This window comes from Streptomyces eurythermus (assembly GCF_014649115.1).
Lineage (GTDB): Bacteria > Actinomycetota > Actinomycetes > Streptomycetales > Streptomycetaceae > Streptomyces > Streptomyces eurythermus.
On record NZ_BMSK01000018.1, the window covers coordinates 12,713 to 35,225 of the forward strand.

Genomic DNA, 22,513 nt, shown 5'->3' on the forward strand with positions numbered 1-22,513 from the left:
GACGGTGGTCGTCGTCTTGTCCCCGGTGTGGGTGAGGTCGTCGATGCCGGCCGACGCGGACGTCATGACGGCCTCTGTGCGCAGCGGGTTGATCTCCGAGACGGCGCCGACGAACGTGGTCTTGCCCACGCCGAAGCCGCCCGCCACCACGATCTTCGCGGAGGTGGTGGCCCGTCCCGCGTCAGAGCTTGCGAAGTCCACTGAGCACCCTTTCGAGCAGCGTCACATCCGGAGCGCCGCCGTTGTTCTCGTCGCCACCAGGCTGGTGAATGGCGACCATGCCGGCCTCGGCGAGGTCGGCCACCAGGATCCGGGCCACACCGAGCGGCATGTTCAGCAGCGCCGACACCTCCGCGACCGACTTGACCTCGCGGCACAGGTGGCAGATGCGCTGGTGCTCCGGGAGCAGCCCCATGAGCACGGCCGGGTCGGCCGTGGTGCTGATCAGCGCCTCTATGGCGAGCTGGTAGCGGGGCCGGGTCCGGCCGCCGGTCATGGCGTAGGGCCTCACCAGCGGCTGGTCGCCCTCGTCCCCGTACGGCTCCGCGTACGGATCATGATGGGCGGTGGGCGGGGTCATGAATCCTCCGGGCGGGACAGCAAGTCGGTCAGTCAAGCCGTCTGACGGGGCCGGTGGGGGGATTGTGGCGGCCGGACGGTGTTTTCGTGAGGTGGGTGGTGCCGGGGCCGGTCAGTGGAGCAGACTGCCCTGGAGTTCGGCGCGCAGGTCCGGGGTGAGTACCGCACCCGCGCGGTCCACGAGCAGTGCCATCTCGTAGCCGACGAGGCCGATGTCCGCCTCCGGGTGGGCCAGCACCGCGAGGGACGACCCGTCCGAGATGGACATCAGGAAGAGGAACCCGCGTTCCATCTCCACGACCGTCTGCGCCACGGTGCCGCCCTCGAAGATCCGGGACGCCCCGGCCGTCAGCGAGGTCAGCCCGGAGGCGACGGCCGCCAGCTGGTCGGCGCGGTCTCTCGGGAAGCCTTCGGACATCGCCAGCAGAAGGCCGTCGGCGGAGACCACCACCGTGTGGGACACCCCGGGGGTGTTGTCCACGAAGTTGGTGATCAACCAGTTCAGGTTCTGTGCCGCCTGGCTCATCGGACTCAACTAACGCTCCTGCTGGTGAGTGGGGCTCGGGAAGCTGCCGGTCTGGCCGCTGCCGGCCTGACGGCCCTGAGCGATGCCCCGACGGAGATTGGTCAGCCGGCCGCGTACGTCATCGGGCGCACGCGAGACCTGCGGACCGCTTTGGTGCTGTTGCTGCTGGGCGGTGCCGGGCACGAGGTTCGCCCGGGGCACGCGACGCGGCAGGCCGGAGGTGGTGACCCCGCCCGCGGCGGGCTGCCGTACGCGCTCGGCCTGCCGGACGAGTTCGTCGTTCGGCGAGGTGCGCCAGGAGCCGGTGTTCGACCCGGACCGCTGCGGAGCGGACGCGGGCGACTGCGACTGCGACTGCGACTGCGGCTGCGTCTGGGGCTGCTGCGGCGCGGGCGCGTTCTCCTGCTGCTGCTGGAACCAGTTGGTCTCCAGCGTGTCGAACAGCGGGGTACGACCGTCTCCCGGGCCACTGGCCGGCGGCAGGGCCTCCGGCTCGGTGCGGGCCGGGCGCTGCTGCTGCGGCGCGGCCGGGTGCGGCGCGCCGAAGTCGTCGTGACCGGCCGGCCGCGGACGCTCGAACTGCCCGGTGTGGCCGGGGTCCGGCCGGCCGGGAAGGGCGTGCTGTCCGGTGGAGCCGCCGTCGTAACCGCCGTCGTACGCCTGCGGGGCCTGCGGCGCCGGGAACTGGCCCGTGTGCCGGCCGCCGTTGTCCGGCCGGCCGGAGCCCGGCGCGCCGAACACGTCGGAGCGGGCGAACGAACCGGTGTCCTGCCGGGCACCGGGAGCGTCGAAGGGCCCCGCCTGCCGCTCGGCGTCCGGACGCGCGAACTGCCCCGTGTGGTGGGCGTTGTCGAGCTGCGGGTACTGACCAGTCTGTTGGCCGTTGTCGAGCTGCGGGTAGCCGCCGGTCTGCCGGCCGTTGTCCGGCTGCGGGAACTGGCCCGTCTGCCGCGTGTTGTCGAGCTGCGGGAACTGGCCCGTCTGCTGGGCGTTGTCCGGCTGCGGGTAGCCGCCGGTCTGCCGCCCGTTGTCCGGCTGCGCGAACCGGCCCGTCTGCTGGAGGTCGTCCGGGCGGGCGAACTGTCCCGTCTGCTGGGCGGAGTTGCCCGCGCCGGGCAGCTCCGGACGCTGGAACTCGCCGGTCGCGGCCGGACCCCGGTCGTCGACGCGGGGCATCTCCGCGGTCGAGCCCGGACCCTGCCGGTCGTCCACGCGCGGCATGTGCGAGGTCTGCGCCGGGTCCTGCTCGTCGTGGCCGCGCGGGGTGTCCAGCGAGGCACGGGACAGCGGGGCCTGGTCGGCCCAGCCCGGGGTGCGGGACTGCGGCTCGCCGCCGGGCAGTTCGGCCCGCGGGCCGCCGCGCGGCGGCAGCTGGGGGCGGCGCCCCTGGTCCGCCGGGCCGTCGGACCGCTTGCGGCCACGGCCGCCACGGCTGCCGTTGCCGCTGCCATTGCCGCCACCGCCGAACAGGTCCTGCTGCGGACCGTTCGGGTGGGCGGTCTGCAGACCCTGCGGCGCACCGGGCGCCTGACCGCCGCGGCCGCCCGCGCCGGAACCGGCCGGCATCCGGCCGCCCTGCTGCGGCGCGGCACCGGGACCGCCCTGCGGCCCGCGGGCTCCGCCCGGCGCACCGGGACGGCCGCCCTGGGCCGGGTTGGACAGCGCGGCGCGCGGACCCTGGCCGGGACCGGCCTGGCCGCGCGGGGCGGGACCGCCACCGAGCAGACCGCCACCGGCCGGGCCGCCACCGGCGTTGCCGGTCTGCCGCCTGGCCGCGGCCGCACCGGCGGCGGCCTGCGCGGCGGCGGGACCACCGGAGGACACGGGCGCGCCGGGCTTGCCCGGAACCGGCTTCCGGTCGCCCTGGGCGACGTCCACCGGCAGCATGACCAGCGCGGTCGTACCACCGGAGTCGGACGGGCGCAGCTGGATGCGGATGCCGTGCCGCTGCGAGAGCCGGCCGACCACGAACAGACCCATGCGGCGGGACACCGACACGTCCACGGTGGGCGGCGAGGCGAGCCGCTCGTTGATCGCCGCGAGGTCCTCGGGGGACAGACCGATACCGGTGTCGTGGATCTCGATCAGGACGCGGCCGTCGGGCAGCGCGTGACCGGTGACCTTGACCTTGGTCTGCGGGGAGGAGAACGAGGTCGCGTTCTCCAGCAGCTCGGCGAGCAGGTGCACGAGGTCGTTGACGACCCGGCCGGCGACCTGGGTGGTGGGGACGGCGGCCAGCTCGATGCGCTCGTACTGCTCCACCTCGGACGCGGCGGCACGCAGCACGTCGACCAGCGGGACCGGGCGGGTCCAGCGACGGCCCGGCTCCTCACCGGCGAGCACGAGGAGGTTTTCGCCGTTACGGCGCATACGGGTGGCGAGGTGGTCCAGCTTGAACAGCGAGGACAGCTGGTCCGGGTCGGCCTCGCGGGACTCCAGCTCGGAGATCAGCGACAGCTGGCGCTGGATCAGGCCCTGGGAGCGGCGCGAGAGGTTGGTGAACATCGCGTTGACGTTGCCCCGCAGCAGGGCCTGCTCGGCGGCGAGGCGGACCGCCTCGCGGTGCACGTCGTCGAAGGCCGCGGCCACCTGGCCGATCTCGTCGCGGGAGTGCACACCGACCGACTCCACGGAGGTGTCCACGTCCTGCGGGTCGGACTCGGAGAGCTGCTTGACCAGCTCGGGCAGACGGTCCTGGGCGACCTTGGTCGCGGTCTCCTGGAGCCGGCGCAGCGAGCGGATCATGGAGCGGGCCACGACGAACGCGCCGACCAGCGAGACACCGAGCACGAGCAGGATCAGCGCACCGGAGATGATGGCGTCACGCTGGGTGGCGCTCTTCAGCTCGCGGGCCTTCTGCTCCATCTCCTCCAGGAGCGTGTGCTCGATCTTCTTCATCTGCTCGATCTTGGTCGAGCTGTCGTCCACCCAGTCCTTGTAGGAGCGCGCCGGCAGCTGCTGGAGGCCGTCGGGGGACTCGAAGGAGCGCTTGGCGTAGGTGTCGGCCGCCTCGATCGTCGGGTTGCCCTCGTCGATCGGCTTCAGCAGCTCCTCGGCGTTCTGGTCGGCGTAGATCTTCCGGAAGATCGCCAGCTCGGAGTTCTCGCTCTCGTACGCCGACTGGCCGTAGAGGCGGTCGTTCTCGGAGAGGTCGCCCTTGGTGGAAGGGGTCGCCGGCAGCGCGGCGGCGATCATGGCCCGCTGTACGGAGGCGTACTCCTTGGCGGTGGAGAAGGCCGCCAGGGCGCGGGTACGGGAGATCATCTCCGGGTTGCTGGACGCCTCGGCCATGTCCTGGGAGAGGCCGATCAGCTGGGTGATGAGCCGGTGGTACGACTCGACCGTCTGGGAGGCGTTCTGCTTCGACCCGTACGCCTTCTGGCGGATCTTGGCCAGGTCGTCCAGCTGGTTGGCGAGGCCGACGAGCGCGTCACGCACGCCCTGGAGCTTGCCGTCCTTGCTCGCCGCGTCGATCTTCTCGGAGTCGTCCAGGAAGTCGTCGCGGGCCCGGTCGGTCTTCTGCTGGTAGGCCTTGATCTGGTAGTCGCTGGAGTTCAGACCGCCGCGCGCCAGCGGGCCGGCGGACTGGTCGCGCTCCTCCTGGAGCGCCGCGGCCAGCTCGGTGGCCTGCTTGGTCATCTCCGTCAGCAGCTTCATGTTGTCGAGCTGCTGGATGTCGTTCAGGTTCTCGTTGATGCGCAGGGCGCCCAGCGAGGTGGCCGCCACCACGGGGAGCGCGAGCAGCGAGACCAGGCGGGTGGAGATGCGCCAGTTGCGCAGGTGCAGCCGGGAACCGGAGCCGACGGAGCCGCCCGGGGCGGGCTTCACGGTCGGCGTGGGGGCGCCGGAGGGAGCCGTCTTCGCGGGGGCCGACAGGGCGGGGGCGCCGGGGCGTCCGCCGCCGTCCTTGGCCGGGGCCGGGTTCGGACCCTGGGCGTGCTGGGGCGTCGAACCGCGGTCGGTCCCGCCGTGCGGCTCCGGCTCCGCCGAAGCGCTGCCATCCCTCTTGAAACGTCCCTGCACTAGCGTCGCAACCTCTGGACCAGGCGCCCCTCCGCGTGAACGGAGGGACACGGTGTCGGCGTTGTGGGGAGCGCCCTGAATACGCCCCCCGGGTGGTCTTGAGTGACCGGCGCTGGCTTCCCCCTGTCTCGCCGCCACTCGGCGCTGTGTCGCGCCCCCTGTGCGCCGGCTCGATCCCGCGGCGGTCCGTGGAATTCCAGCACAGTGCAGGATCTCCAACAAGGGCGGCGGGCCGAGCTGTGACCTCTGTGACAACCTGTGAGGGATGGGTTACCAGCCGTTGAGTCATATTCGGTCGAAAACGGGCATACATCGGCGAGTTGCCGGTGGGTGCCAGGTGTCCCAGTCGCCATGATCAGGAGCGGAATGATGGCTTCAGGGGTCCAATGTCCGTTTCGTTAGGACCGATTGGCGGCCGGAATTGACCGGTTTGCCCATGAGTTGGTGAGCAAACTCACACACTTCTCGGGGACAGTTGGCGACTTCGTCGGGGAATCGGATGTTTAGCCTGACGCTTTACAAGGCGGGCGACTCTGCCAACCCACTCCACCAGAGGGCACAGGACGACAACGGTGAAGACGACGATGATGTTCCGCAAGATAGCCAACCCGCGACGCACGACCCTGGCGCACCTGAAGGACGCCGGCGAGCTGCACACGCCCGAGCTGCCGGAGCACCCCGTCGACCTCCCCGCCCAGACCGCCAACCCCCGGCGCACCGTCCTCATGGACGTCCCGGTGGGCTCGGGGGCCCCGGCGGGCGAGTGACCGACGGCTTCACCGGGCGCGGCCGGAGGGATCCACGAAGATCCCCCGGCCGCGTTCGTACGCAGTGACCCGCCTCTGACCTGCGGCGACACCCCCAGCAGCGGTGAGCGTCCTATAGCTCCGATAACCTGGGGCGTCAATACGCCGGTTCTCAGTGAGGGGCGCGAGCATCCCGTGCGCATCGCCAGGTTCTCCATCGACGGGAACGTAGCCTTCGGCGCGGTCGAGGGCGACAAGCAGGACGAACTCGTCCTCGACATCATCAAGGGCATCCCGTTCGCGGACTTCGAGCTGTCCGGGACGAAGGTGCCGCTCAGCAAGGTCAGGCTGCTCCCGCCGGTGCTCCCCAACAAGGTCGTGGCATTCGGCCGCAACTACGCCGAGCACGCCCGCGAGCTGGGCAACGAGGTGCCCGAGGCACCCTTCGCCTTCTTCAAGCCGTCCACCTCGGTGATCGGCCCCGGCGACGAGATCCGGTACCCGTCGTTCTCCCAGGAGCTGCACCACGAGGCCGAGCTGGCCGTCGTCATCGGCCGCATGTGCCGCGAGGTCCCGCGCGAGCGCGTGAAGGACGTCATCCTCGGCTACACCTGCGCCATCGACGTCACCGCCCGTGATGTGCAGCGGCGCGAGAAGCAGTGGGCCCGGGCCAAGGGCTTCGACAGCTCCTGCCCGCTCGGCCCCTGGGTGGAGACGGACCTGGACCTCGCCCGCGCGAACGATCTGACCATCCAGCTCACCGTCAACGGCGAACAGCGCCAGCTGGGCCGCACGAGCGAGATGATCCACCCGATCGAGGACCTGGTCGTCAACATCTCGGAGGCCATGACGCTGCTCCCCGGCGACGTCATCCTCACCGGAACCCCCGCGGGGGTCGGCCCCCTGAACGTCGGCGACGAGGTCGCCGTCACCATCGAAGGCATCGGCACTCTCACCAACAAGGTTGTCAAGCGTGGCTAGCGCATCCTCCCCCAAGCTCTCGGCTCCGCTCGAGCAGGGGGGACCCCCGTCAGCAGTCCGTGTCCGTTTCTGCCCCTCGCCCACCGGTAACCCGCACGTGGGCCTGGTGCGCACCGCCCTGTTCAACTGGGCCTTCGCCCGGCACCACCAGGGCACCCTGGTCTTCCGCATCGAGGACACCGACGCGGCCCGCGACTCCGAGGAGTCCTACAACCAGCTCCTCGACGCGATGCGCTGGCTCGGCTTCGACTGGGACGAGGGCCCCGAGGTCGGCGGCCCGCACGCGCCGTACCGCCAGTCGCAGCGGATGGACATCTACCGGGACGTCGCCCGGAAGCTCCTGGACGGCGGCTACGCCTACCACTGCTACTGCTCCCAGGAGGAGCTGGACACCCGCCGCGAGGCCGCCCGCGCCGCCGGCCGGCCCTCCGGCTACGACGGCCACTGCCGGGACCTGAGCGCCGAGCAGGTCGAGCAGTACCAGGCGCAGGGCCGTGAGCCCATCGTGCGCTTCCGGATGCCGGACGAGGCGATCACGTTCACCGACCTGGTCCGCGGCGAGCTGACCTTCACCCCGGAGAACGTGCCCGACTACGGCATCGTGCGCGCCAACGGCGCCCCGCTGTACACGCTGGTCAACCCGGTCGACGACGCGCTGATGGAGATCACCCACGTCCTGCGCGGCGAGGACCTGCTCTCCTCCACCCCGCGCCAGATCGCGCTGTACAAGGCGCTGATCGAACTGGGCGTCGCCCAGCGCGTCCCGGAGTTCGGCCACCTGCCGTACGTGATGGGCGAGGGCAACAAGAAGCTGTCCAAGCGCGACCCGCAGTCGTCGCTGAACCTCTACCGCGAGCAGGGCTTCCTGCCCGAGGGCCTGCTCAACTACCTCTCCCTGCTGGGCTGGTCGCTCTCCGCGGACCAGGACATCTTCACGATCGAGGAGATGGTCCGGGCCTTCGACATCTCCGATGTGAACCCCAACCCGGCCCGCTTCGACCTGAAGAAGTGCGAGGCGATCAACGGCGACCACATCCGCATGCTGGATGTGAAGGAGTTCGCCGAGCGCTGCCGGCCGTGGCTGAAGGCCCCGTTCGCGCCGTGGGCGCCGGAGGACTTCGACGAGGCCAAGTGGCAGGCGATCGCCCCGCACGCCCAGACCCGTCTGAAGGTCCTGTCGGAGATCACCGCCAACGTCGACTTCCTGTTCCTGCCGGAGCCGGTCGAGGACGAGGCGTCGTGGGCGAAGGCGATGAAGGAGGGCAGCGACGCCCTCCTGCGCACCGCCCGGGAGAAGCTCCAGGCGGCGGACTGGTCCTCGGCGGAGTCCCTGAAGGAGGCCGTCCTGGCCGCCGGCGAGGCGCACGGCCTCAAGCTCGGCAAGGCCCAGGCCCCGGTCCGCGTGGCCGTCACCGGCCGCACGGTCGGCCTCCCCCTCTTCGAGTCCCTGGAGATCCTGGGCAAGGACAAGACGCTGGCCAGGATCGACGCGGCCCTGGCCAAGCTCACCGCGTAACCGACACCACCCACACGTGAGGGGCGGCCCCGGACCCCCGGGCGCCGCCCCTCACGCGTGTCACTGTCACTGGTCGCCGACGCTCGGTGACCGCCCGGATTCCGCGTTCTTCCGGAACGGTTCGGGGTCCGGCGGTACCGTCGGTCCCATGGCGATCAGAGCCGTCGTCTGGGACGTGGACGACACCCTCTTCGACTACACGAGCGCGGACCGGGAGGGCATGCGGGCCCATCTGCTGGCCGAGGGGCTGCTCGGCGCGCACGGCGGCGTGGAACGGGCCCTGCTGCGCTGGCGGGAGATCACCGACGTCCAGTGGGCCCGGTTCTCCGCCGGAGAGGTGGACTTCGTCACACAGCGACGCGACCGCACCCGCGTCTTCCTGGGGCGGGACCTGACCGACGCCGAGGCCGACGCCTGGTTCGAGCGCTATCTGGCCCACTACGAGGCCGCCTGGAGCCTGTTCCCGGACGTCCTGCCCGTCCTGGACGCCCTCGCGGCCGGCTACCGGCATGCGGTGCTCTCCAACTCCAGTCTCACGGTCCAGGAGCACAAGCTGCGCACCCTCGGCCTCCTCGACCGCTTCGAATCCGTCCTGTGCGCCGCCGAGCTGGGCGTCTCCAAGCCGCAGGCCGGCGCCTTCCACGCGGCCTGCGAGGCGCTGGGGCTGCCCCCGCACGAGGTGGCCTACGTCGGCGACCACCCGGAGATCGACGGCAGGGGCGCCGCCGAGGCCGGGCTGCTGTCCGTGTGGATCGACCGCGGAACCGTCCTCGTACGGCCCGCCGGACAGCCCGTCGCGCACCGGATCTCGACCCTCGCCGAACTCCCGGCGCTCGTCCGCGCCGATACCCGTTTTGGAGCCCCGTCCACCTTCGGGTAATGTTCTTTCTGCGCCGAGGGGCGCGGGCCGAAAGGCCGAAGCCCCGAGGAGCAAGCTAGAACGAGATCCCCTCCACAGGGGCTTGAGTTCCAGTGGCCTATGGTGTAATTGGCAGCACGACTGATTCTGGTTCAGTTAGTCTTGGTTCGAGTCCAGGTAGGCCAGCTCGCAGAGCTTATCTGCAAAGCCCCCGTTGTGTAGCGGCCTAGCACGCTGCCCTCTCAAGGCAGTAGCGCCGGTTCGAATCCGGTCGGGGGTACTGATCTCGATCTTGTCGGGATCGCTAGGGCCCCCGTTGTGTAGCGGCCTAGCACGCCGCCCTCTCAAGGCGGTAGCGCCGGTTCGAATCCGGTCGGGGGTACTGACTGGTCTAAACCATCATTGGTCTATGGTGTAATTGGCAGCACGACTGATTCTGGTTCAGTTAGTCTTGGTTCGAGTCCAGGTAGACCAGCTCGGATCTGCGGCGTTGCACTGCAAACGCTTGTAAGATCCACGCCCCCGTTGTGTAGCGGCCTAGCACGCCGCCCTCTCAAGGCGGTAGCGCCGGTTCGAATCCGGTCGGGGGTACGCACAGGGAAGGCCCTCCACCTCGGTGGAGGGCCTTCGCCGTATCTCCGGCCCGCGGCTCACTCGAAGCCGTACCGCCGTGCCGTCTCCTCCTCCTGGGCCAGCCGGTGCAGGGCCCGGAGCAGCGGCTCGTTGAGGATCGCCGCGAGGACCGCGGTCTCGATCCGCTCCGCCTCCGACGGCTGGGCCTCCAGGTTGTCCAGGTCCAGGACGGCCGTGCGGTGCATCAACTCCGCGTACGGCGCGAGCCGTTCCGCCCCCCAGTCGTAGCCGAGCCGGCGCAGCGCGGCCACCGCCACCACCAGTGAGCGGTAGGCGGGGGAGATGGTCGTGAGCAGCTTGGCGTTCTGCCAGCCCAGCCGGTCCAGGAGCGCGGCGACCTCCCGGTGCGCGGCCCGGACGTACTCGTCGTCCTCGTCCGGCTCCGGCACCTGCGGCAGCGCCCACAGGGCCGCGCCCAGCCGGATGGACCGGCCCAGGGAGTCGTCGTCCACGTGCCCCAGGACCTCGCGCACGGTCGACACCGGCAGCCGGCCCACCTGGATCATCGCCCGCACCAGGCGCAGCCGGCGCAGATGTTCCTCGCCGTACTCGGCCGTCGTGGCGTTGATCTGGCGGCCGGGCGGCAACAGCCCTTCGCGCAGGTAGTACTTGATCGTCGCGGTGGACACACCGCTGTGTCTGCTCAGCTCGGCAAGTCGCATCCCTTGCGCCCCTTCTTGGATAGCGGCACTATCTAAGCAGCGGCCCTTGGATAGCGCCGCTCACCAATGAGGGGGAAGTCATGGTGTCCCGTACCACCGCCGACGCGCGGGGCGAGGTCGTCGTCCTGCTGATCGGCATGCGCGTCAACCGTTTCCTGGCCGTGCGGCTGTGGCTGCCCGTGATGCTGGGGATGTTCCGCATGTTGCGGGAACTGGAGAAGGACCCCGCGCGGGGCCTGCTGACCAAGGTGCTGCTGACGGCGTCACCGCGGACGTACTACGTCGTGCAGTACTGGGAGTCGAAGGAGAAGCTGTACGCCTACGCGACGGCGCCGGACGCGTTCCACCACAAGGCGTGGACGCGGCTCAACCGCCTGGAGCGGGCCGGGAGGCTGCGCGGGCAGGTGGGGATATGGCACGAGACGTACGTCGTGCCGGAGGGGTCCTACGAGGCGGTCTACGGCGACATGCCGGCGTTCGGGCTGGCCGCCGCGCACGGTCAGGTTCCGCTGGAGAAGCGGGGCCGTTATGCCAGGGACCGGTTCGCCCACCGGTCGGGGGAGGGGGCGGGCGTGTAGTCGCCCAGGGGGGCAGGGGGTGCCCCTTGAAGTGAAGGGATCGGCCCGCCCCCGGGAAGAACCTGCCGCGGCGTTGAGGCGGCCTTCCTAGGGCGGGGCGATCCCGTGCGGTCCGTGCTGTCAGCCCGAGCGGCGCAGGGCCTCCGAGAGGCGGGCCGCGGCGTCGATGACCGCCTGGGCGTGCATGCGGCCCGGGTGGCGGGTCAGGCGCTCGATGGGGCCGGAGACGGAGACGGCGGCCACCACGCGGTTGGAGGGCCCGCGCACGGGCGCCGAGACGGACGCGACGCCCGGCTCGCGCTCACCGATGGACTGGGCCCAGCCGCGCCGCCGTACGCCGGACAGGGCCGTCGCCGTGAAGCGGGCGCCCTGCAGGCCCCGGTGCAGCCGCTCCGGCTCCTCCCAGGCGAGCAGGATCTGCGCCGAGGAGCCCGCCTTCATGGTGAGCGTGGAGCCGACCGGGACCGTGTCCCGCAGGCCGGAGAGACGTTCCGCCGCGGCCACACAGATCCGCATGTCACCCTGGCGCCGGTAGAGCTGGGCGCTCTCGCCGGTGACATCACGGAGGTGGGTGAGCACGGGGCCCGCCGTGGCCAGCAGCCGGTCCTCGCCCGCCGCCGCCGCGAGCTCGGCGAGGCGCGGGCCGAGGATGAACCGGCCCTGCATGTCGCGTGCCACCATGCGGTGGTGTTCCAGGGCCACGGCCAGGCGGTGGGCCGTGGGTCGTGCCAGTCCGGTCGCTCCGACCAGACCCGCGAGGGTGGCCGGACCGGACTCCAGGGCGCTCAGGACGAGGGCCGCCTTGTCCAGAACGCCGACGCCGCTACTGTTGTCCATGCAACGATACTCACGTCTCACTCTGTGAAACGCAAGTTCAATTTTCCGTGGAACGCGCCACCCTGGAACCACACGGCGGCCCGAGGACCAACGGGCCTGGCGGTGGACGCCCTAAATCACGACGTTCAGGGGCCCGGTAAGGGCAGCCACCGCCCCTCAAGATCTCTAGTTGGGTCGGTGGACGCTTGCCGGCCGGAGGGAAAGCGATGGGTAGGACACTCGCGGAGAAGGTCTGGGACGACCACGTCGTCCGGCGCGCCGAGGGCGAGCCCGACCTCCTCTACATCGATCTGCACCTGCTGCACGAGGTGACCAGCCCCCAGGCCTTCGACGGCCTGCGCAAGAGCGGCCGGAAGGTCCGCCGCCTCGACCTCACCATCGCGACCGAGGACCACAACACCCCGACCCTCGACATCGACAAGCCGATCGCCGACCCGGTCTCCCGCGCCCAGCTGGAGACCCTGCGCAAGAACTGCGCCGAGTTCGGTGTGCGGCTGCACCCGCTGGGCGACGTCGAGCAGGGCGTCGTCCACGTCGTCGGCCCGCAGCTGGGCCTGACCCAGCCCGGCACCACGGTCGTCTGCGGCGACTCGCACACCTCCACGCACGGAGCCTTCGGCGCGCTGGCGTTCGGCATCGGCACCTCGCAGGTCGAGCACGTGCTGGCCACCCAGACGCTGCCCATGGCCCGCCCGAAGACCATGGCCATCACCGTCGAGGGCGAGCTGCCCGACGGCGTGACCGCCAAGGACCTGATCCTGGCGATCATCGCGAAGATCGGCACCGGCGGCGGCCAGGGCTACATCCTGGAGTACCGCGGCTCCGCCATCGAGAAGCTCTCGATGGAGGCCCGGATGACCATCTGCAACATGTCGATCGAGGCCGGTGCCCGCGCCGGCATGATCGCCCCGGACGAGACCACCTTCGAGTACCTCAAGGGCCGCCCGCACGCCCCCGAGGGCGCCGACTGGGACGCGGCCGTGGCGTACTGGAAGACCCTGCGCACCGACGACGACGCCGTCTTCGACGCCGAGGTGGTCATCGACGCCGCCGAGCTGTCGCCGTTCGTCACCTGGGGCACCAACCCCGGCCAGGGCGCGCCGCTTTCGGCGTCCGTCCCCGACCCGGCTTCGTACGAAGACGCTTCGGAGCGCCTGGCCGCCGAAAAGGCCCTGGAATACATGGGGTTGGCGGCCGGACAGCCGCTGCGCTCCATCGACGTGGACACCGTCTTCGTAGGCTCGTGCACCAACGGCCGCATCGAGGACCTGCGCGCCGCCGCCGGCATCCTGCGCGGCCGCAAAGTCGCCGACGGCGTACGGATGCTGGTCGTGCCCGGCTCCGCGCGGGTCGGTCTGCAGGCCGTCTCCGAGGGCCTGGACGTGGTCTTCAAGGAGGCCGGCGCCGAATGGCGGCACGCGGGCTGCTCGATGTGCCTCGGCATGAACCCCGACCAGCTGGCCCCGGGCGAGCGCTCCGCCTCCACCTCCAACCGCAACTTCGAGGGCCGGCAGGGCAAGGGCGGCCGTACGCACCTGGTGTCGCCGCAGGTCGCGGCCGCGACCGCCGTCCTGGGCCACCTGGCCTCGCCCGCCGACCTGACCGACGCCCCCGCGCCCGCTGGAGTCTGAGAATCATGGAAGCCTTCACCACCCACACCGGCCGGGCCGTCCCGCTGCGCCGCAGCAACGTCGACACCGACCAGATCATCCCCGCCCACTGGCTCAAGAAGGTCACCCGCGACGGCTTCGAGGACGGGCTGTTCGAGGCCTGGCGCAAGGACCCCGAGTTCGTGCTCAACCGGCCCGAGCGGCAGGGCGCCACGGTCCTGGTCGCCGGCCCCGACTTCGGCACCGGCTCCTCGCGCGAGCACGCCGTCTGGGCGCTGCAGAACTACGGCTTCAAGGCCGTGATCTCCGCCCGTTTCGCCGACATCTTCCGCGGCAACTCGCTGAAGAACGGTCTGCTCACGGTGGTCCTGGACCAGAAGATCGTGGACGCCCTGTGGGAGCTCACGGAAGCGGACCCGACCGCCGAGGTCACGGTGGACCTCGAGGCGCGTGAGGTGCGCGCCGAGGGCATCACCGCCTCCTTCGAGCTGGACGAGAACTCGCGCTGGCGGCTGCTGAACGGTCTGGACGACATCTCCATCACGCTGCGGAACGAGCCGGACATCGCCGCTTACGAGGAGGGGCGCCCCGCCTACAAGCCGCGCACGCTCCAGGTCTGATCCGGCGGCCGGCCAGGCCCCCACAGGGTCGGATTTCGGCCACCTCGGCACCCCGTTTGTACCCCCGGTCGCCACGATCGGGGGTACAGCCATGTCTGCCCCCGGGCGCACCGGCCGCACCCTGCGGATTCTCTCAACTTGCCGTGTTAAGAAGGGCGTTGATTGGGTACGTGAGTGCTGTGTTCGGCTCCTTCGCAAGTGCCTGGAAGGCCAATTGAGGCGGTAGTTACCCCCCTGCGCAGGCGACAACTCGCCCCAGATGGCACAATCTGTGCATGGAACACGACGGCCAACTCCAGCTCTATACGGCGGTCGCGAACCAACTCAAGGAAGCGCACGCAAGGGTGCGCGCACTGCAAGTCCCGGAGGGCGTACGGGTGGCGCTGACCCGGAAGCTGCTGGTCATTACGGCCGCGGCCAAGCACGACCTCGCCGACGCGGCAAGGCGGCTCGATCGGTTCACTGCGGATCTCGACGCGGGTCGGATCCCCGAAGAGGACCGTTGAAACCGTCCGAGACGGCCGAGTCCGTTGCGGCACAAGGGTGATAAGCCCGTTTCGTGTTTGATTTGCGGTATATATCTGCCTAACGTGCGAAAAAGCTTGAACACTTTCGTTCTGGCGATGTCTCCGAAGGGGAAGACGTGAACAAGGCGCAGCTCGTAGAAGCGATTGCCGACAAGTTGGGCGGCCGCCAGCAGGCCGCCGATGCTGTCGATCATGTCCTGGACGCCATCGTCCGCGCGGTCGTCGCGGGCGAGCGGGTCTCGGTCACCGGCTTCGGGTCCTTCGAGAAGGTGGACCGCCCCGCCCGTTACGCCCGCAATCCTCAGACGGGCGAGCGGGTTCGGGTCAAGAAGACCTCCGTGCCGCGTTTCCGCGCCGGTCAGGGCTTCAAGGACCTGGTGAGCGGCTCGAAGAAGCTCCCGCGCGGTGGCGAGGTCGCCGTGAAGAAGGCGCCGAAGGGCAGCCTGTCCGGCCCGCCGCCCACCATTGCCAAGGCCGCCGGCAAGAAGGCCGCGGCCAAGAAGACGACGACGGCCGCGGCGAAGAAGACCACGGCGAAGAAGGCGACGCCGGCGAAGAAGACGACGACGGCCGCCGCGAAGAAGACCACGGCGAAGAAGGCGCCCGCCGCAAAGAAGACCACGGCGACCGCCAAGACCACCGCGGCCAAGAAGACCACCGCCAAGAAGGCCCCGGCGAAGAAGGTCACCGCGAAGAAGGCCCCGGCCAAGAAGTCGACGGCCCGCAAGACCACCGCCAAGAAGACGACCGCCCGCAAGGCGACGTCGTAAGGCCGCCAGGGCACTCACGCGCCGGGCCGGACTCCCCAGGGGAGCCCGGCCCGCGGCGTGTGCAAGGGCGGTTACAGGGTCTGAAGGGTCACGAGGGTGATCCGCGCCGCGTCCCCCTCGCCCTCCGTCTCGATCCGCACCCGCTGCCCGGGGCGGAGCAGCAGCAGCCCGCCGGCGTCGAACGCGGCGGCGTCGAAGGGCACGGGGGTGCCGTCGTCGAGGAGCACCTGTCCGCTGCGGGTCTCCGGGTCGTAGGTGTATGCGGTGGCCTGCATGGCCGTCAGCCTAGTGGGAATCCCCGGAGCCCGGGATCAGCAGCCCCGCCGCCACCGCCGCCGTGAACCGGCCCACCCCCAGCGCCAGGGCCGCGCGCAGGTCCGCGCCGGTGTCCACGTCCTGCCGTACCGAATCGACCCCCGCCGGCGCCAGTTCCGCGGCGCCGGAGGCCCGGTGGCGGGCGCGGGAATCCACGCCGAACGCCGGGCGCAATTCCCGGCCGCCGGTTGCCGCCAGCAAAGTCGTGCCCACCCCGGCCGCGTCCGGCAGAAAAGCCCGGGGGAATTCCGTGGCGGCGGCCAGCACCCGGGACAGTTCCGCCGGGCGCAGGGCCGGCAGATCGGCGTTCAGGGCCGCGACGGCGGCACCGGGACGCCGCCGCCGCACGGCCGCCGCGCCATGGGCCAGCGCGGCGTTCAGACCGCCGCCGGGGACGTCCGGGACGATCCGCGCGCCGAGCGCCGCCAGTTCCCGGCCGGCCAGCTCGTCGTCCGTGACGACCGCCACATCCGGCACCTCCGCGCAGGCCAGCGCCGCGGCCACCGTGTCCTGCGCGAACGCCAGCGCCAGCCCCGGGCGCACCCCGTCACCGGCGGTGTCCGCGAGCCTGCTCTTCGCCCGGGCCAGGGGCTTCAGCGGGATGACCAAGGTCCACTGCACCGGCGTACCGTCCCTCCCTCGTCCCGTTCATTGTCACCTGGGCTCTCCGGTGTCCCGGGAGGCGGGGCGTACGGTGTTCTCGACAGACCGGCGGCCCGGGGCCACACTTGTGCGACCCCCGCCGGGGTGGCAGTCCTAGAGGAAGGTGTCCTTGTGCCCCGCCGCAGAATCGGCTTCTGGTACCGCTTCGCCGCGGTGATCTGCAAACCGCCGCTGGTGGTTCTGATCAAGCGGGACTGGCGTGGAATGGAGCACATTCCGGCCGAGGGCGGATTTATCACCGTGGTGAACCACAATTCCCACGTGGACCCCTTCGCATACGCGCACTATCAGTACAACACCGGACGGGTTCCGCGATTCCTGGCGAAGAGCGGCCTTTTCAAGAAGGGATTGGTCGGCGCCGCCATGCGCGGCACCGGACAGATCCCCGTCTACCGCGAGTCGACCGACGCGCTCAGTGCCTTCCGGGCCGCCATCGACGCCGTCGAACGCGGCGAGTGCGTCGCCTTCTACCCCGAGGGCACCCTCACCCGCGACCCCGACGGCTGGCCCATGACCGGCAAGACCGGCGCCGCCCGGGTCGCCCTGCAGACCAGGTGCCCGGTCATCCCGGTCGCCCAGTGGGGCGCCAACGAACTGCTGCCGCCGTACGCCAAGAAGCCGAACCTCTTCCCGCGCAAGACGCACCACGTCCTGGCCGGCCCGCCCGTGGACCTCTCCCGTTTCTACGGCAAGGAGATGACCCCGGACGTGCTGAAGGAGGCCACCGAGGTCATCATGGCGGCCATCACCCGGCTGCTGGAGGAGATCCGCGGCGAGAAGGCGCCCGAGACGCCGTACGACCCGCGCCGCGAGCGGATCGAGCAGCGGCGCCGCACCCAGGCGCAGGCACAGGCGCGGGGCAGGCAGACGGAAGGGCAGACCAAGTGAGCAAGCCTGTGCGGGCGGCCGTCATGGGCACCGGTTCGTGGGGCACCGCCTTCGGCATGGTGCTCGCCGACGCCGGCTGTGACGTGACCCTGTGGGCCCGCCGGCCCCGGCTGGCCGAGGCGGTCAACTCCACCCGGACCAACCCCGACTACCTGCCCGGCGTGGAACTCCCCCAGAACCTGCGCGCCACCGCCGACGCCGCCGAGGCGCTCGCCGGCGCGGACTTCACCGTGCTCGCGATCCCCTCCCAGACGCTGCGCGAGAACCTCGCCGAATGGTCCCCGCTGCTGGCGCCGGACACCGTCCTCGTCTCCCTGATGAAGGGCGTCGAACTCGGCTCCACCATGCGGATGAGCGAGGTCGTCGAGGACGTCGCCAAGGTCGGCGCCGACCGGATCGCGGTCGTCACCGGGCCCAACCTGGCCCGCGAGATCGCCGCCCGCATGCCCGCCCTGGCCGTCGTGGCCTGCACCGACGAGCGGGTCGCCCAGCGGCTCCAGGCCGCCTGCCACACGCCGTACTTCCGGCCGTACACCAACACCGACGTGGTCGGCTGCGAACTCGCCGGCGCGGTCAAGAACGTCATCGGCCTCGCGGTCGGCATCGCCGACGGCATGGGCCTCGGTGACAACGCCAAGGGCTCGCTCATCACCCGCGGCCTCGCCGAGACCACCCGGCTCGGCCTGGCGATGGGCGCCGACCCGCTGACCTTCTCCGGACTCGCCGGCCTCGGCGACCTGGTGGCCACCTGCTCCTCGCCGCTGTCCCGCAACCACACCTTCGGCACCAACCTCGGCAAGGGCATGACCCTCCAGGAGACCATCGCCGTCACCAAGCAGACCGCCGAGGGCGTCAAGTCCTGCGAGTCCGTGCTGGATCTGGCCCGCCGGCACGGTGTCGACATGCCCATCACCGAGACGGTCGTGGAGATCGTGCACGAGGGCAAGTCGCCGGTCGCCGCGCTCAAGGAGCTGATGGCCCGCAGCGCCAAGCCCGAACGGCGCTGAAACCGGCCCCTCCCACGCCCCCGCCGGGCCGTCCACGACGCTCCGCGACCATCCGTGCGACGCTGAGCGACGGCCCGGGAGCGCGCGCTGACTTGTCGTCTACCTCCAGGTACGCTCAACGCGATATGAGCACCGAGAACCTTCCCCAGAGCCCTGAGCAGCCGGCGCGCAAGCCGCGCGTGGCCGTCGTGTTCGGCGGGCGCAGCTCCGAACACGGGATCTCCATGGTCACCGCCGGCGCGGTCCTCACGGCCATCGACCGGACGAAGTACGACGTCCTGCCGATCGGCATCACGCGGGAGGGCCGCTGGGTGCTCACCGCCGACGAACCGGAGCGGATGGCCATCGCCGACCGCCGCACCCCCGAGGTCGCCGACCTCGCGGAGGAGCACGAGGGCGGCGTGGTGCTCCCCGTCGACCCCACCAACCGCGAGGTCGTCTACAGCGAGCCCGGCTCCGTGCCCAAGGCGCTCGGCGAGGTCGACGTCGTCTTCCCGGTGCTGCACGGCCCCTACGGCGAGGACGGCACCCTTCAGGGCCTGCTGGAGCTGTCCGGGGTGCCCTACGTCGGCTCGGGCGTGCTCGCCTCGGCCGTCGGCCAGGACAAGGAGTACATGAAGCGGATCCTCGCCTCCTACGGGCTCAAGGTCGGCCCGTACCTGGTGATCCGCCCCCGCGAGTGGGCCCGGGACGAGTCCGCCGCCCGCAAGAGGATCGTCGACTTCGCCGGCGAGCACGGCTGGCCGCTGTTCGTGAAGCCGGCACGCGCGGGCTCCTCCATCGGCATCACCAAGGTCGACGGCCTGGCCGGCCTGGACGAGGCCATCGCCGAGGCACAGCGCCACGACCCGAAGATCCTGATCGAGGCCGCCGTACGGGGCCGTGAGATCGAGTGCGGCGTCCTGGAGTTCGAGGACGGCCCGCGCGCCTCCGTCCCGGCCGAGATCCCGCCGCCGGACGCGCACGCGTACTACGACTTCGAGGCCAAGTACATCGACTCCACGCCCGGTGTCGTCCCGGCCCCGCTCACCGAGGAGCAGACCGCCGAGGTGCGGCGGCTCGCGGTCGAGGCGTTCGAGGCGACCTCCTGCGAGGGCCTGGTCCGCGCGGACTTCTTCCTCACTGAGGACGGCGAGTTCGTGATCAACGAGATCAACACCATGCCCGGTTTCACGCCGATCTCGATGTACCCGCAGATGTGGCAGGCGACGGGCGTGAGCTACCCGGAGCTGATCGACCGCCTGGTGCGGGCGGCGCTGCGCCGCCCGACCGGACTGCGCTGAGCCCGCGACCGGATCAGTGCCGCATGGAGGCGATCCCCTCCGGGATCGCCTTCTTCACGGCCGGCGCCAGGTCCATCAGCACCTGCGCGCTGTCGTCCGGCCCGGACAGCTTCTTCGGCAGGGTCACCTGCACATAGACGCGGCGCTCGGACGTGGTGAACCGCCACGTCCCGTCGTCCTGCTTCTCCATCAGCCAGTCGACGCCGTCGACCCCGCCGCCGATCGCGTCCGGATCCTGCCCGAGGGCCACCTTCGGATCGACCATCTTGGGCGGCCGGGGAATGCCGCAGCGCAGTATGATCGCCGGGCTTCCCCAGGCCGCCGTGTAGGCGGACGGGGGCTCCGGGTCCCGGCGGGGCTGTCCGTCCACCTTCCGTGGCAGCGCCTTGTCCAGGTCCCGGCAGAGCGGGGCGGTCCGCGCGTCCGGGGTGGGCACCGCCACGGTGTCGCTGTCGTCCGTCGCGGAGCAGCCCGCGACCGCGACGAGCAGGGCCACTGCGAGCAGGCCGAGGGGCCGGTGACGGAAGATGTTCACCGGCCAAGCGTAGACGGGGGCTACAGATGCACGACCGGGCAGGTCAGAGTGCGCGTGATGCCGTCCACTTGCTGGACTTTCGCGACCACCATGCGGCCGAGTTCGTCCACCGTGTCGGCCTGGGCGCGCACGATCACGTCGTACGGACCCGTCACGTCCTCGGCCTGGATCACTCCAGGGAGCTTGCTGATCGTCTCGGCGACGGTCGACGCCTTGCCGACCTCCGTCTGGATCAGGATGTACGCCTGTACCACGGAACCTCCAGGGCGGCCACGAGGATCATGTGGGGAAAAGGAACGCCACGGTATCGCGTCGCCGCGCCCCGCGGGGAGACCTCCGGGACGCGGGCTTGCGTGGTGAGGCGCGGCCATGGCGGATGTTGACGGTCACCCGGACCGTACGGACGGTCACCGCGGCCGTGTCGGGGGCCCCGGCGACCGCGGCGACGGACACCTCGACCGTATCGGGGACACTGAAGACGCGCGACCGGGCACGGCATGGGAGAGAAAAGGGGAGCAAGGGACATGAAGGGCACTGTTGGTGAGCTCGGGGAGTTCGGGCTCATCAGGGAGCTCACCTCCCGTCTCACCAGTACGCCGGCGGTCCGGGTCGGTCCCGGCGACGACGCCGCGGTGGTCGCCGCGCCCGACCGCCGGGTGGTGGCGAGCACCGACATCCTGCTGGAGGGCCGGCACTTCCGCCGTGACTGGTCCACCGCCTACGACGTGGGCCGCAAGGCCGCCGCGCAGAACCTCGCCGACATCGCCGCGATGGGCGCCGTCCCCACCGCGCTGCTGCTCGGCCTGGTCGTCCCCGCCGAACTGCCGGTCACCTGGCCCACCGAGCTGATGGACGGCCTGCGCGACGAGTGCCAGGTCGCCGGCGCCTCCGTGGTCGGCGGGGACGTCGTACGCGGCGACACCATCATGGTGTCGATCACCGCGCTCGGTGATCTGCGCAACCACGAGCCCGTCACCCGGGCCGGCGCCCAGCCCGGCGACCTGGTGGCCGTCACCGGCTGGCTGGGCTGGTCCGCCGCCGGGTACGCGGTGCTCTCCCGCGGCTTCCGCTCCCCGCGTGCCTTCGTGGAGGCGCACCGGCGCCCCGAGCCGCCGTACCACGCGGGCCCGGCCGCCGCCTCGCTCGGCGCCACCGCGATGTGCGACGTGAGCGACGGCCTGATCGCCGACCTCGGGCACATCGCCGAGGCCAGCAAGGTCCGCATCGACATCCGCTCCGGCGCGATCGACATCCCCACGCAGATGCACGACATCGGCCAGGCCGTCGGCGTGGACCCGCTGCAGTGGGTGCTGACCGGGGGAGAGGATCACGCGATCGTGGCCACCTTCCCGCCGGACGTCAAGCTCCCGGCCCGCTGGAAGGTCATCGGCGAGGTCCTCAACCCCTCCGCGCTGCCCCAGGTGACGGTCGACGGGGCGCCCTGGACCAGCAAGGGCGGCTGGGACCACTTCGGGGACATCGAGTCATGATCCCCAGGGTGCTCACGGTGGCGGGCTCCGACTCCGGCGGCGGCGCGGGGATCCAGGCCGACCTGAAGACGATGCTGGCGCACGGCGTGCACGGCATGAGCGTGCTCACCGCGGTGACCGCGCAGAACTCCCTTGGTGTCCAGGGCGCCTGGGAGCTGCCCGCGGCGGCGGTCCGGGCCCAGTACCGCAGCGTCGTGGACGACATCGGCGTCCAGGCCGTGAAGACCGGCATGCTGGCCTCCGCCGAACTGGTCGAGACGGTCGCCGAACTGCTCTCCGGCACGGACGCGCCGGCCGTGGTGGATCCGGTGGGCGTCTCCAAGCACGGTGACGCGCTGCTCGCCGCCTCCGCGCTGGACGCCGTCCGCACCAGGCTGCTGCCCGCGGCGACCGTGGCCACGCCCAACCTGGACGAGGTGGCGCAGCTCACGGGGATACGGGTGGAGTCCGAGGCGGATCTGCGCCGGGCCGCGGCCGCCGTGCTGGCCTACGGGCCGCGCTGGGTGCTGATCAAGGGCGGGCATCTGCCCGGGGACGCCGTGGACCTGCTCACTGACGGCTGTGAGGAGCACCTGCTGCGCGCTCCCCGGCACGACAACCGGCACACCCACGGCACCGGCTGCACCCTCGCCTCCGCGATCGCCTGCGGGCTGGCCCTGGGCAGGTCCGTACCGGAGGCGGTCATGGCGGCCAAGGAGTACGTCACCGGGGCGATCGCCGCCGGGTTCGCCCTCGGTGCCGGGATCGGGCCGGTGGATCACGGGTGGCGGTTCAGGGGCTGAGCCCGCACGGGGGCAAGGCAAAAAGCCGGTCCACCGTGAGGTGGACCGGCTCTGTGCAGCGAACCAGGCAGTGGCCGCGCGCT

General features: G+C 71.1%; 23 protein-coding genes, 5 tRNA genes and 1 pseudogene. 19 read left to right on the forward strand and 10 right to left on the reverse strand.

Translation table 11 applies throughout. The features are described from left to right. The 4 genes and pseudogenes from IE251_RS30065 to IE251_RS30080 form a co-directional block, all read right to left on the reverse strand. Positions 1 to 201 (reverse strand): annotated as a pseudogene (locus IE251_RS30065) (ATP/GTP-binding protein); the annotation flags it as partial. After that, positions 182 to 580, reverse strand: coding sequence for a DUF742 domain-containing protein (locus tag IE251_RS30070; RefSeq protein ID WP_030612634.1), 399 nt, complete (start codon positions 578 to 580; stop codon positions 182 to 184). The gene IE251_RS30070 and the pseudogene IE251_RS30065, both read right to left, overlap by 20 nt. A 111-nt stretch (positions 581 to 691) precedes the next feature. Beyond that, positions 692 to 1,105, reverse strand: coding sequence for a roadblock/LC7 domain-containing protein (locus IE251_RS30075; protein ID WP_014675212.1), 414 nt, complete (start codon positions 1,103 to 1,105; stop codon positions 692 to 694). Positions 1,106 to 1,114: 9 nt separating this feature from the next. Next, entirely contained in the window at positions 1,115 to 5,128 is a 4,014-nt protein-coding gene (locus IE251_RS30080; protein ID WP_189756147.1) for a sensor histidine kinase, read from the reverse strand. A 572-nt stretch (positions 5,129 to 5,700) separates the two neighbouring features. Between IE251_RS30080 and IE251_RS30085 the strand changes: the two genes are divergently transcribed. The 9 genes from IE251_RS30085 (at position 5,701) to IE251_RS30125 (ending at position 9,821) form a co-directional block, all read left to right on the forward strand. Continuing rightward, positions 5,701 to 5,895, forward strand: coding sequence for a hypothetical protein (locus IE251_RS30085; protein ID WP_030785253.1), 195 nt, complete (start codon positions 5,701 to 5,703; stop codon positions 5,893 to 5,895). 174 nt (positions 5,896 to 6,069) lie between these two features. Further along, on the forward strand, positions 6,070 to 6,855 hold the full coding sequence (locus IE251_RS30090; RefSeq protein ID WP_189756148.1) for a fumarylacetoacetate hydrolase family protein: 786 nt from the start codon (positions 6,070 to 6,072) through the stop codon (positions 6,853 to 6,855). Next, positions 6,848 to 8,371 carry a glutamate--tRNA ligase gene (gene gltX, locus IE251_RS30095; protein ID WP_189756149.1) on the forward strand — a complete coding sequence of 508 codons (1,524 nt, stop codon included), beginning with the start codon at positions 6,848 to 6,850 and terminating at the stop codon, positions 8,369 to 8,371. Before IE251_RS30090 ends, gltX begins: the two co-directional genes overlap by 8 nt. Positions 8,372 to 8,519: 148 nt before the next feature. After that, entirely contained in the window at positions 8,520 to 9,251 is a 732-nt protein-coding gene (locus IE251_RS30100) for an HAD family hydrolase (RefSeq protein ID WP_189756150.1), read from the forward strand. Positions 9,252 to 9,344: 93 nt separating this feature from the next. Beyond that, a tRNA-Gln gene (locus tag IE251_RS30105) sits at positions 9,345 to 9,416 on the forward strand. 21 nt (positions 9,417 to 9,437) lie between these two features. Further along, a tRNA-Glu gene (locus IE251_RS30110) sits at positions 9,438 to 9,510 on the forward strand. A 29-nt stretch (positions 9,511 to 9,539) separates the two neighbouring features. Then, a tRNA-Glu gene (locus tag IE251_RS30115) sits at positions 9,540 to 9,612 on the forward strand. A gap of 21 nt (positions 9,613 to 9,633) precedes the next feature. Beyond that, positions 9,634 to 9,705: transfer RNA gene (locus tag IE251_RS30120), tRNA-Gln, on the forward strand. A gap of 43 nt (positions 9,706 to 9,748) precedes the next feature. After that, positions 9,749 to 9,821 (forward strand) — tRNA-Glu (locus tag IE251_RS30125). 59 nt (positions 9,822 to 9,880) lie between these two features. Here IE251_RS30125 and IE251_RS30130 read toward each other — a convergent pair. Next, positions 9,881 to 10,525 carry a MerR family transcriptional regulator gene (locus IE251_RS30130; protein ID WP_189756151.1) on the reverse strand — a complete coding sequence of 215 codons (645 nt, stop codon included), beginning with the start codon at positions 10,523 to 10,525 and terminating at the stop codon, positions 9,881 to 9,883. Positions 10,526 to 10,605: 80 nt separating this feature from the next. On the opposite strand from IE251_RS30130, the gene IE251_RS30135 reads away from it, so the two are divergent. After that, positions 10,606 to 11,103, forward strand: coding sequence for a DUF4188 domain-containing protein (locus IE251_RS30135; protein WP_189756152.1), 498 nt, complete (start codon positions 10,606 to 10,608; stop codon positions 11,101 to 11,103). A 120-nt stretch (positions 11,104 to 11,223) separates the two neighbouring features. Here the strand turns inward: IE251_RS30135 and ndgR are convergent, their stop codons facing one another. After that, entirely contained in the window at positions 11,224 to 11,940 is a 717-nt protein-coding gene (gene ndgR / locus IE251_RS30140; protein WP_023546516.1) for an IclR family transcriptional regulator NdgR, read from the reverse strand. A 206-nt stretch (positions 11,941 to 12,146) separates the two neighbouring features. Here ndgR and leuC point away from each other — a divergent pair, with 206 nt between their 5' ends. From leuC to IE251_RS30160, 4 genes are all read left to right on the forward strand, one after another. After that, the gene (leuC, locus tag IE251_RS30145) at positions 12,147 to 13,571 is read left to right on the forward strand and encodes a 3-isopropylmalate dehydratase large subunit (protein WP_189756153.1); all 1,425 of its coding nucleotides are present in this window, start codon (positions 12,147 to 12,149) and stop codon (positions 13,569 to 13,571) included. 5 nt (positions 13,572 to 13,576) lie between these two features. Then, positions 13,577 to 14,170, forward strand: coding sequence for a 3-isopropylmalate dehydratase small subunit (gene leuD, locus IE251_RS30150; RefSeq protein ID WP_189756154.1), 594 nt, complete (start codon positions 13,577 to 13,579; stop codon positions 14,168 to 14,170). A 275-nt stretch (positions 14,171 to 14,445) separates the two neighbouring features. After that, a complete protein-coding gene (locus IE251_RS30155; RefSeq protein WP_030785228.1) occupies positions 14,446 to 14,676 on the forward strand; it encodes an SCO5555 family protein in 231 nt (76 codons plus the stop codon). Positions 14,677 to 14,813: 137 nt separating this feature from the next. Beyond that, entirely contained in the window at positions 14,814 to 15,467 is a 654-nt protein-coding gene (locus tag IE251_RS30160) for an HU family DNA-binding protein (RefSeq protein WP_030785225.1), read from the forward strand. Positions 15,468 to 15,538: 71 nt separating this feature from the next. Here IE251_RS30160 and IE251_RS30165 read toward each other — a convergent pair whose 3' ends face one another. Then, entirely contained in the window at positions 15,539 to 15,742 is a 204-nt protein-coding gene (locus IE251_RS30165) for a hypothetical protein (protein ID WP_030785223.1), read from the reverse strand. A 10-nt stretch (positions 15,743 to 15,752) separates the two neighbouring features. Further along, positions 15,753 to 16,403, reverse strand: a complete 651-nt coding sequence (gene cofC / locus IE251_RS30170; protein ID WP_189756155.1) for a 2-phospho-L-lactate guanylyltransferase — start codon at positions 16,401 to 16,403, stop codon at positions 15,753 to 15,755. Positions 16,404 to 16,556: 153 nt separating this feature from the next. On the opposite strand from cofC, the gene IE251_RS30175 reads away from it, so the two are divergent. The 3 genes from IE251_RS30175 to IE251_RS30185 all read left to right on the forward strand — a co-directional run bounded on the left by IE251_RS30175 (position 16,557) and on the right by IE251_RS30185 (position 19,623). Further along, positions 16,557 to 17,333, forward strand: coding sequence for a lysophospholipid acyltransferase family protein (locus IE251_RS30175; protein ID WP_030785219.1), 777 nt, complete (start codon positions 16,557 to 16,559; stop codon positions 17,331 to 17,333). Further along, positions 17,330 to 18,340 (forward strand): NAD(P)H-dependent glycerol-3-phosphate dehydrogenase, encoded by a 1,011-nt coding sequence (locus tag IE251_RS30180; protein WP_030785217.1) that lies wholly within the window; start codon positions 17,330 to 17,332, stop codon positions 18,338 to 18,340. Before IE251_RS30175 ends, IE251_RS30180 begins: the two co-directional genes overlap by 4 nt. A 125-nt stretch (positions 18,341 to 18,465) precedes the next feature. Beyond that, positions 18,466 to 19,623: a D-alanine--D-alanine ligase family protein gene (locus tag IE251_RS30185; RefSeq protein ID WP_189756156.1), complete on the forward strand. Its 1,158-nt coding sequence runs from the start codon at positions 18,466 to 18,468 to the stop codon at positions 19,621 to 19,623. Positions 19,624 to 19,636: 13 nt separating this feature from the next. On the opposite strand, the gene IE251_RS30190 is transcribed toward IE251_RS30185, so the two are convergent. After that, positions 19,637 to 20,158, reverse strand: coding sequence for a DUF3515 domain-containing protein (locus IE251_RS30190; protein WP_189756157.1), 522 nt, complete (start codon positions 20,156 to 20,158; stop codon positions 19,637 to 19,639). Between the two features lie 20 nt (positions 20,159 to 20,178). Then, positions 20,179 to 20,412 carry an Lrp/AsnC family transcriptional regulator gene (locus tag IE251_RS30195; RefSeq protein ID WP_030612688.1) on the reverse strand — a complete coding sequence of 78 codons (234 nt, stop codon included), beginning with the start codon at positions 20,410 to 20,412 and terminating at the stop codon, positions 20,179 to 20,181. A 270-nt stretch (positions 20,413 to 20,682) separates the two neighbouring features. Between IE251_RS30195 and IE251_RS30200 the strand changes: the two genes are divergently transcribed. Both IE251_RS30200 and thiD read left to right on the forward strand, forming a co-directional pair. Beyond that, positions 20,683 to 21,648 (forward strand): thiamine-phosphate kinase, encoded by a 966-nt coding sequence (locus IE251_RS30200; protein WP_189756158.1) that lies wholly within the window; start codon positions 20,683 to 20,685, stop codon positions 21,646 to 21,648. Then, a complete protein-coding gene (gene thiD, locus IE251_RS30205; RefSeq protein WP_189756159.1) occupies positions 21,645 to 22,430 on the forward strand; it encodes a bifunctional hydroxymethylpyrimidine kinase/phosphomethylpyrimidine kinase in 786 nt (261 codons plus the stop codon). Before IE251_RS30200 ends, thiD begins: the two co-directional genes overlap by 4 nt. Positions 22,431 to 22,513: the final 83 nt, after the last annotated feature.

Coding starts and splice junctions, on each gene's coding strand:
- leuD (WP_189756154.1), top strand. CDS start 13,577: ATGGAAGCCTTCACCACCCACACCGGCCGGGCCGTCCCGCTGCGCCGC.
- IE251_RS30185 (WP_189756156.1), top strand. CDS start 18,466: ATGAGCACCGAGAACCTTCCCCAGAGCCCTGAGCAGCCGGCGCGCAAG.
- leuC (WP_189756153.1), top strand. CDS start 12,147: ATGGGTAGGACACTCGCGGAGAAGGTCTGGGACGACCACGTCGTCCGG.
- IE251_RS30165 (WP_030785223.1), bottom strand. CDS start 15,742: ATGCAGGCCACCGCATACACCTACGACCCGGAGACCCGCAGCGGACAG.
- IE251_RS30135 (WP_189756152.1), top strand. CDS start 10,606: ATGGTGTCCCGTACCACCGCCGACGCGCGGGGCGAGGTCGTCGTCCTG.
- IE251_RS30070 (WP_030612634.1), bottom strand. CDS start 580: ATGACCCCGCCCACCGCCCATCATGATCCGTACGCGGAGCCGTACGGG.
- thiD (WP_189756159.1), top strand. CDS start 21,645: ATGATCCCCAGGGTGCTCACGGTGGCGGGCTCCGACTCCGGCGGCGGC.
- IE251_RS30130 (WP_189756151.1), bottom strand. CDS start 10,525: ATGCGACTTGCCGAGCTGAGCAGACACAGCGGTGTGTCCACCGCGACG.
- ndgR (WP_023546516.1), bottom strand. CDS start 11,940: ATGGACAACAGTAGCGGCGTCGGCGTTCTGGACAAGGCGGCCCTCGTC.
- IE251_RS30100 (WP_189756150.1), top strand. CDS start 8,520: ATGGCGATCAGAGCCGTCGTCTGGGACGTGGACGACACCCTCTTCGAC.
- IE251_RS30200 (WP_189756158.1), top strand. CDS start 20,683: ATGAAGGGCACTGTTGGTGAGCTCGGGGAGTTCGGGCTCATCAGGGAG.
- IE251_RS30075 (WP_014675212.1), bottom strand. CDS start 1,105: ATGAGCCAGGCGGCACAGAACCTGAACTGGTTGATCACCAACTTCGTG.
- IE251_RS30155 (WP_030785228.1), top strand. CDS start 14,446: ATGGAACACGACGGCCAACTCCAGCTCTATACGGCGGTCGCGAACCAA.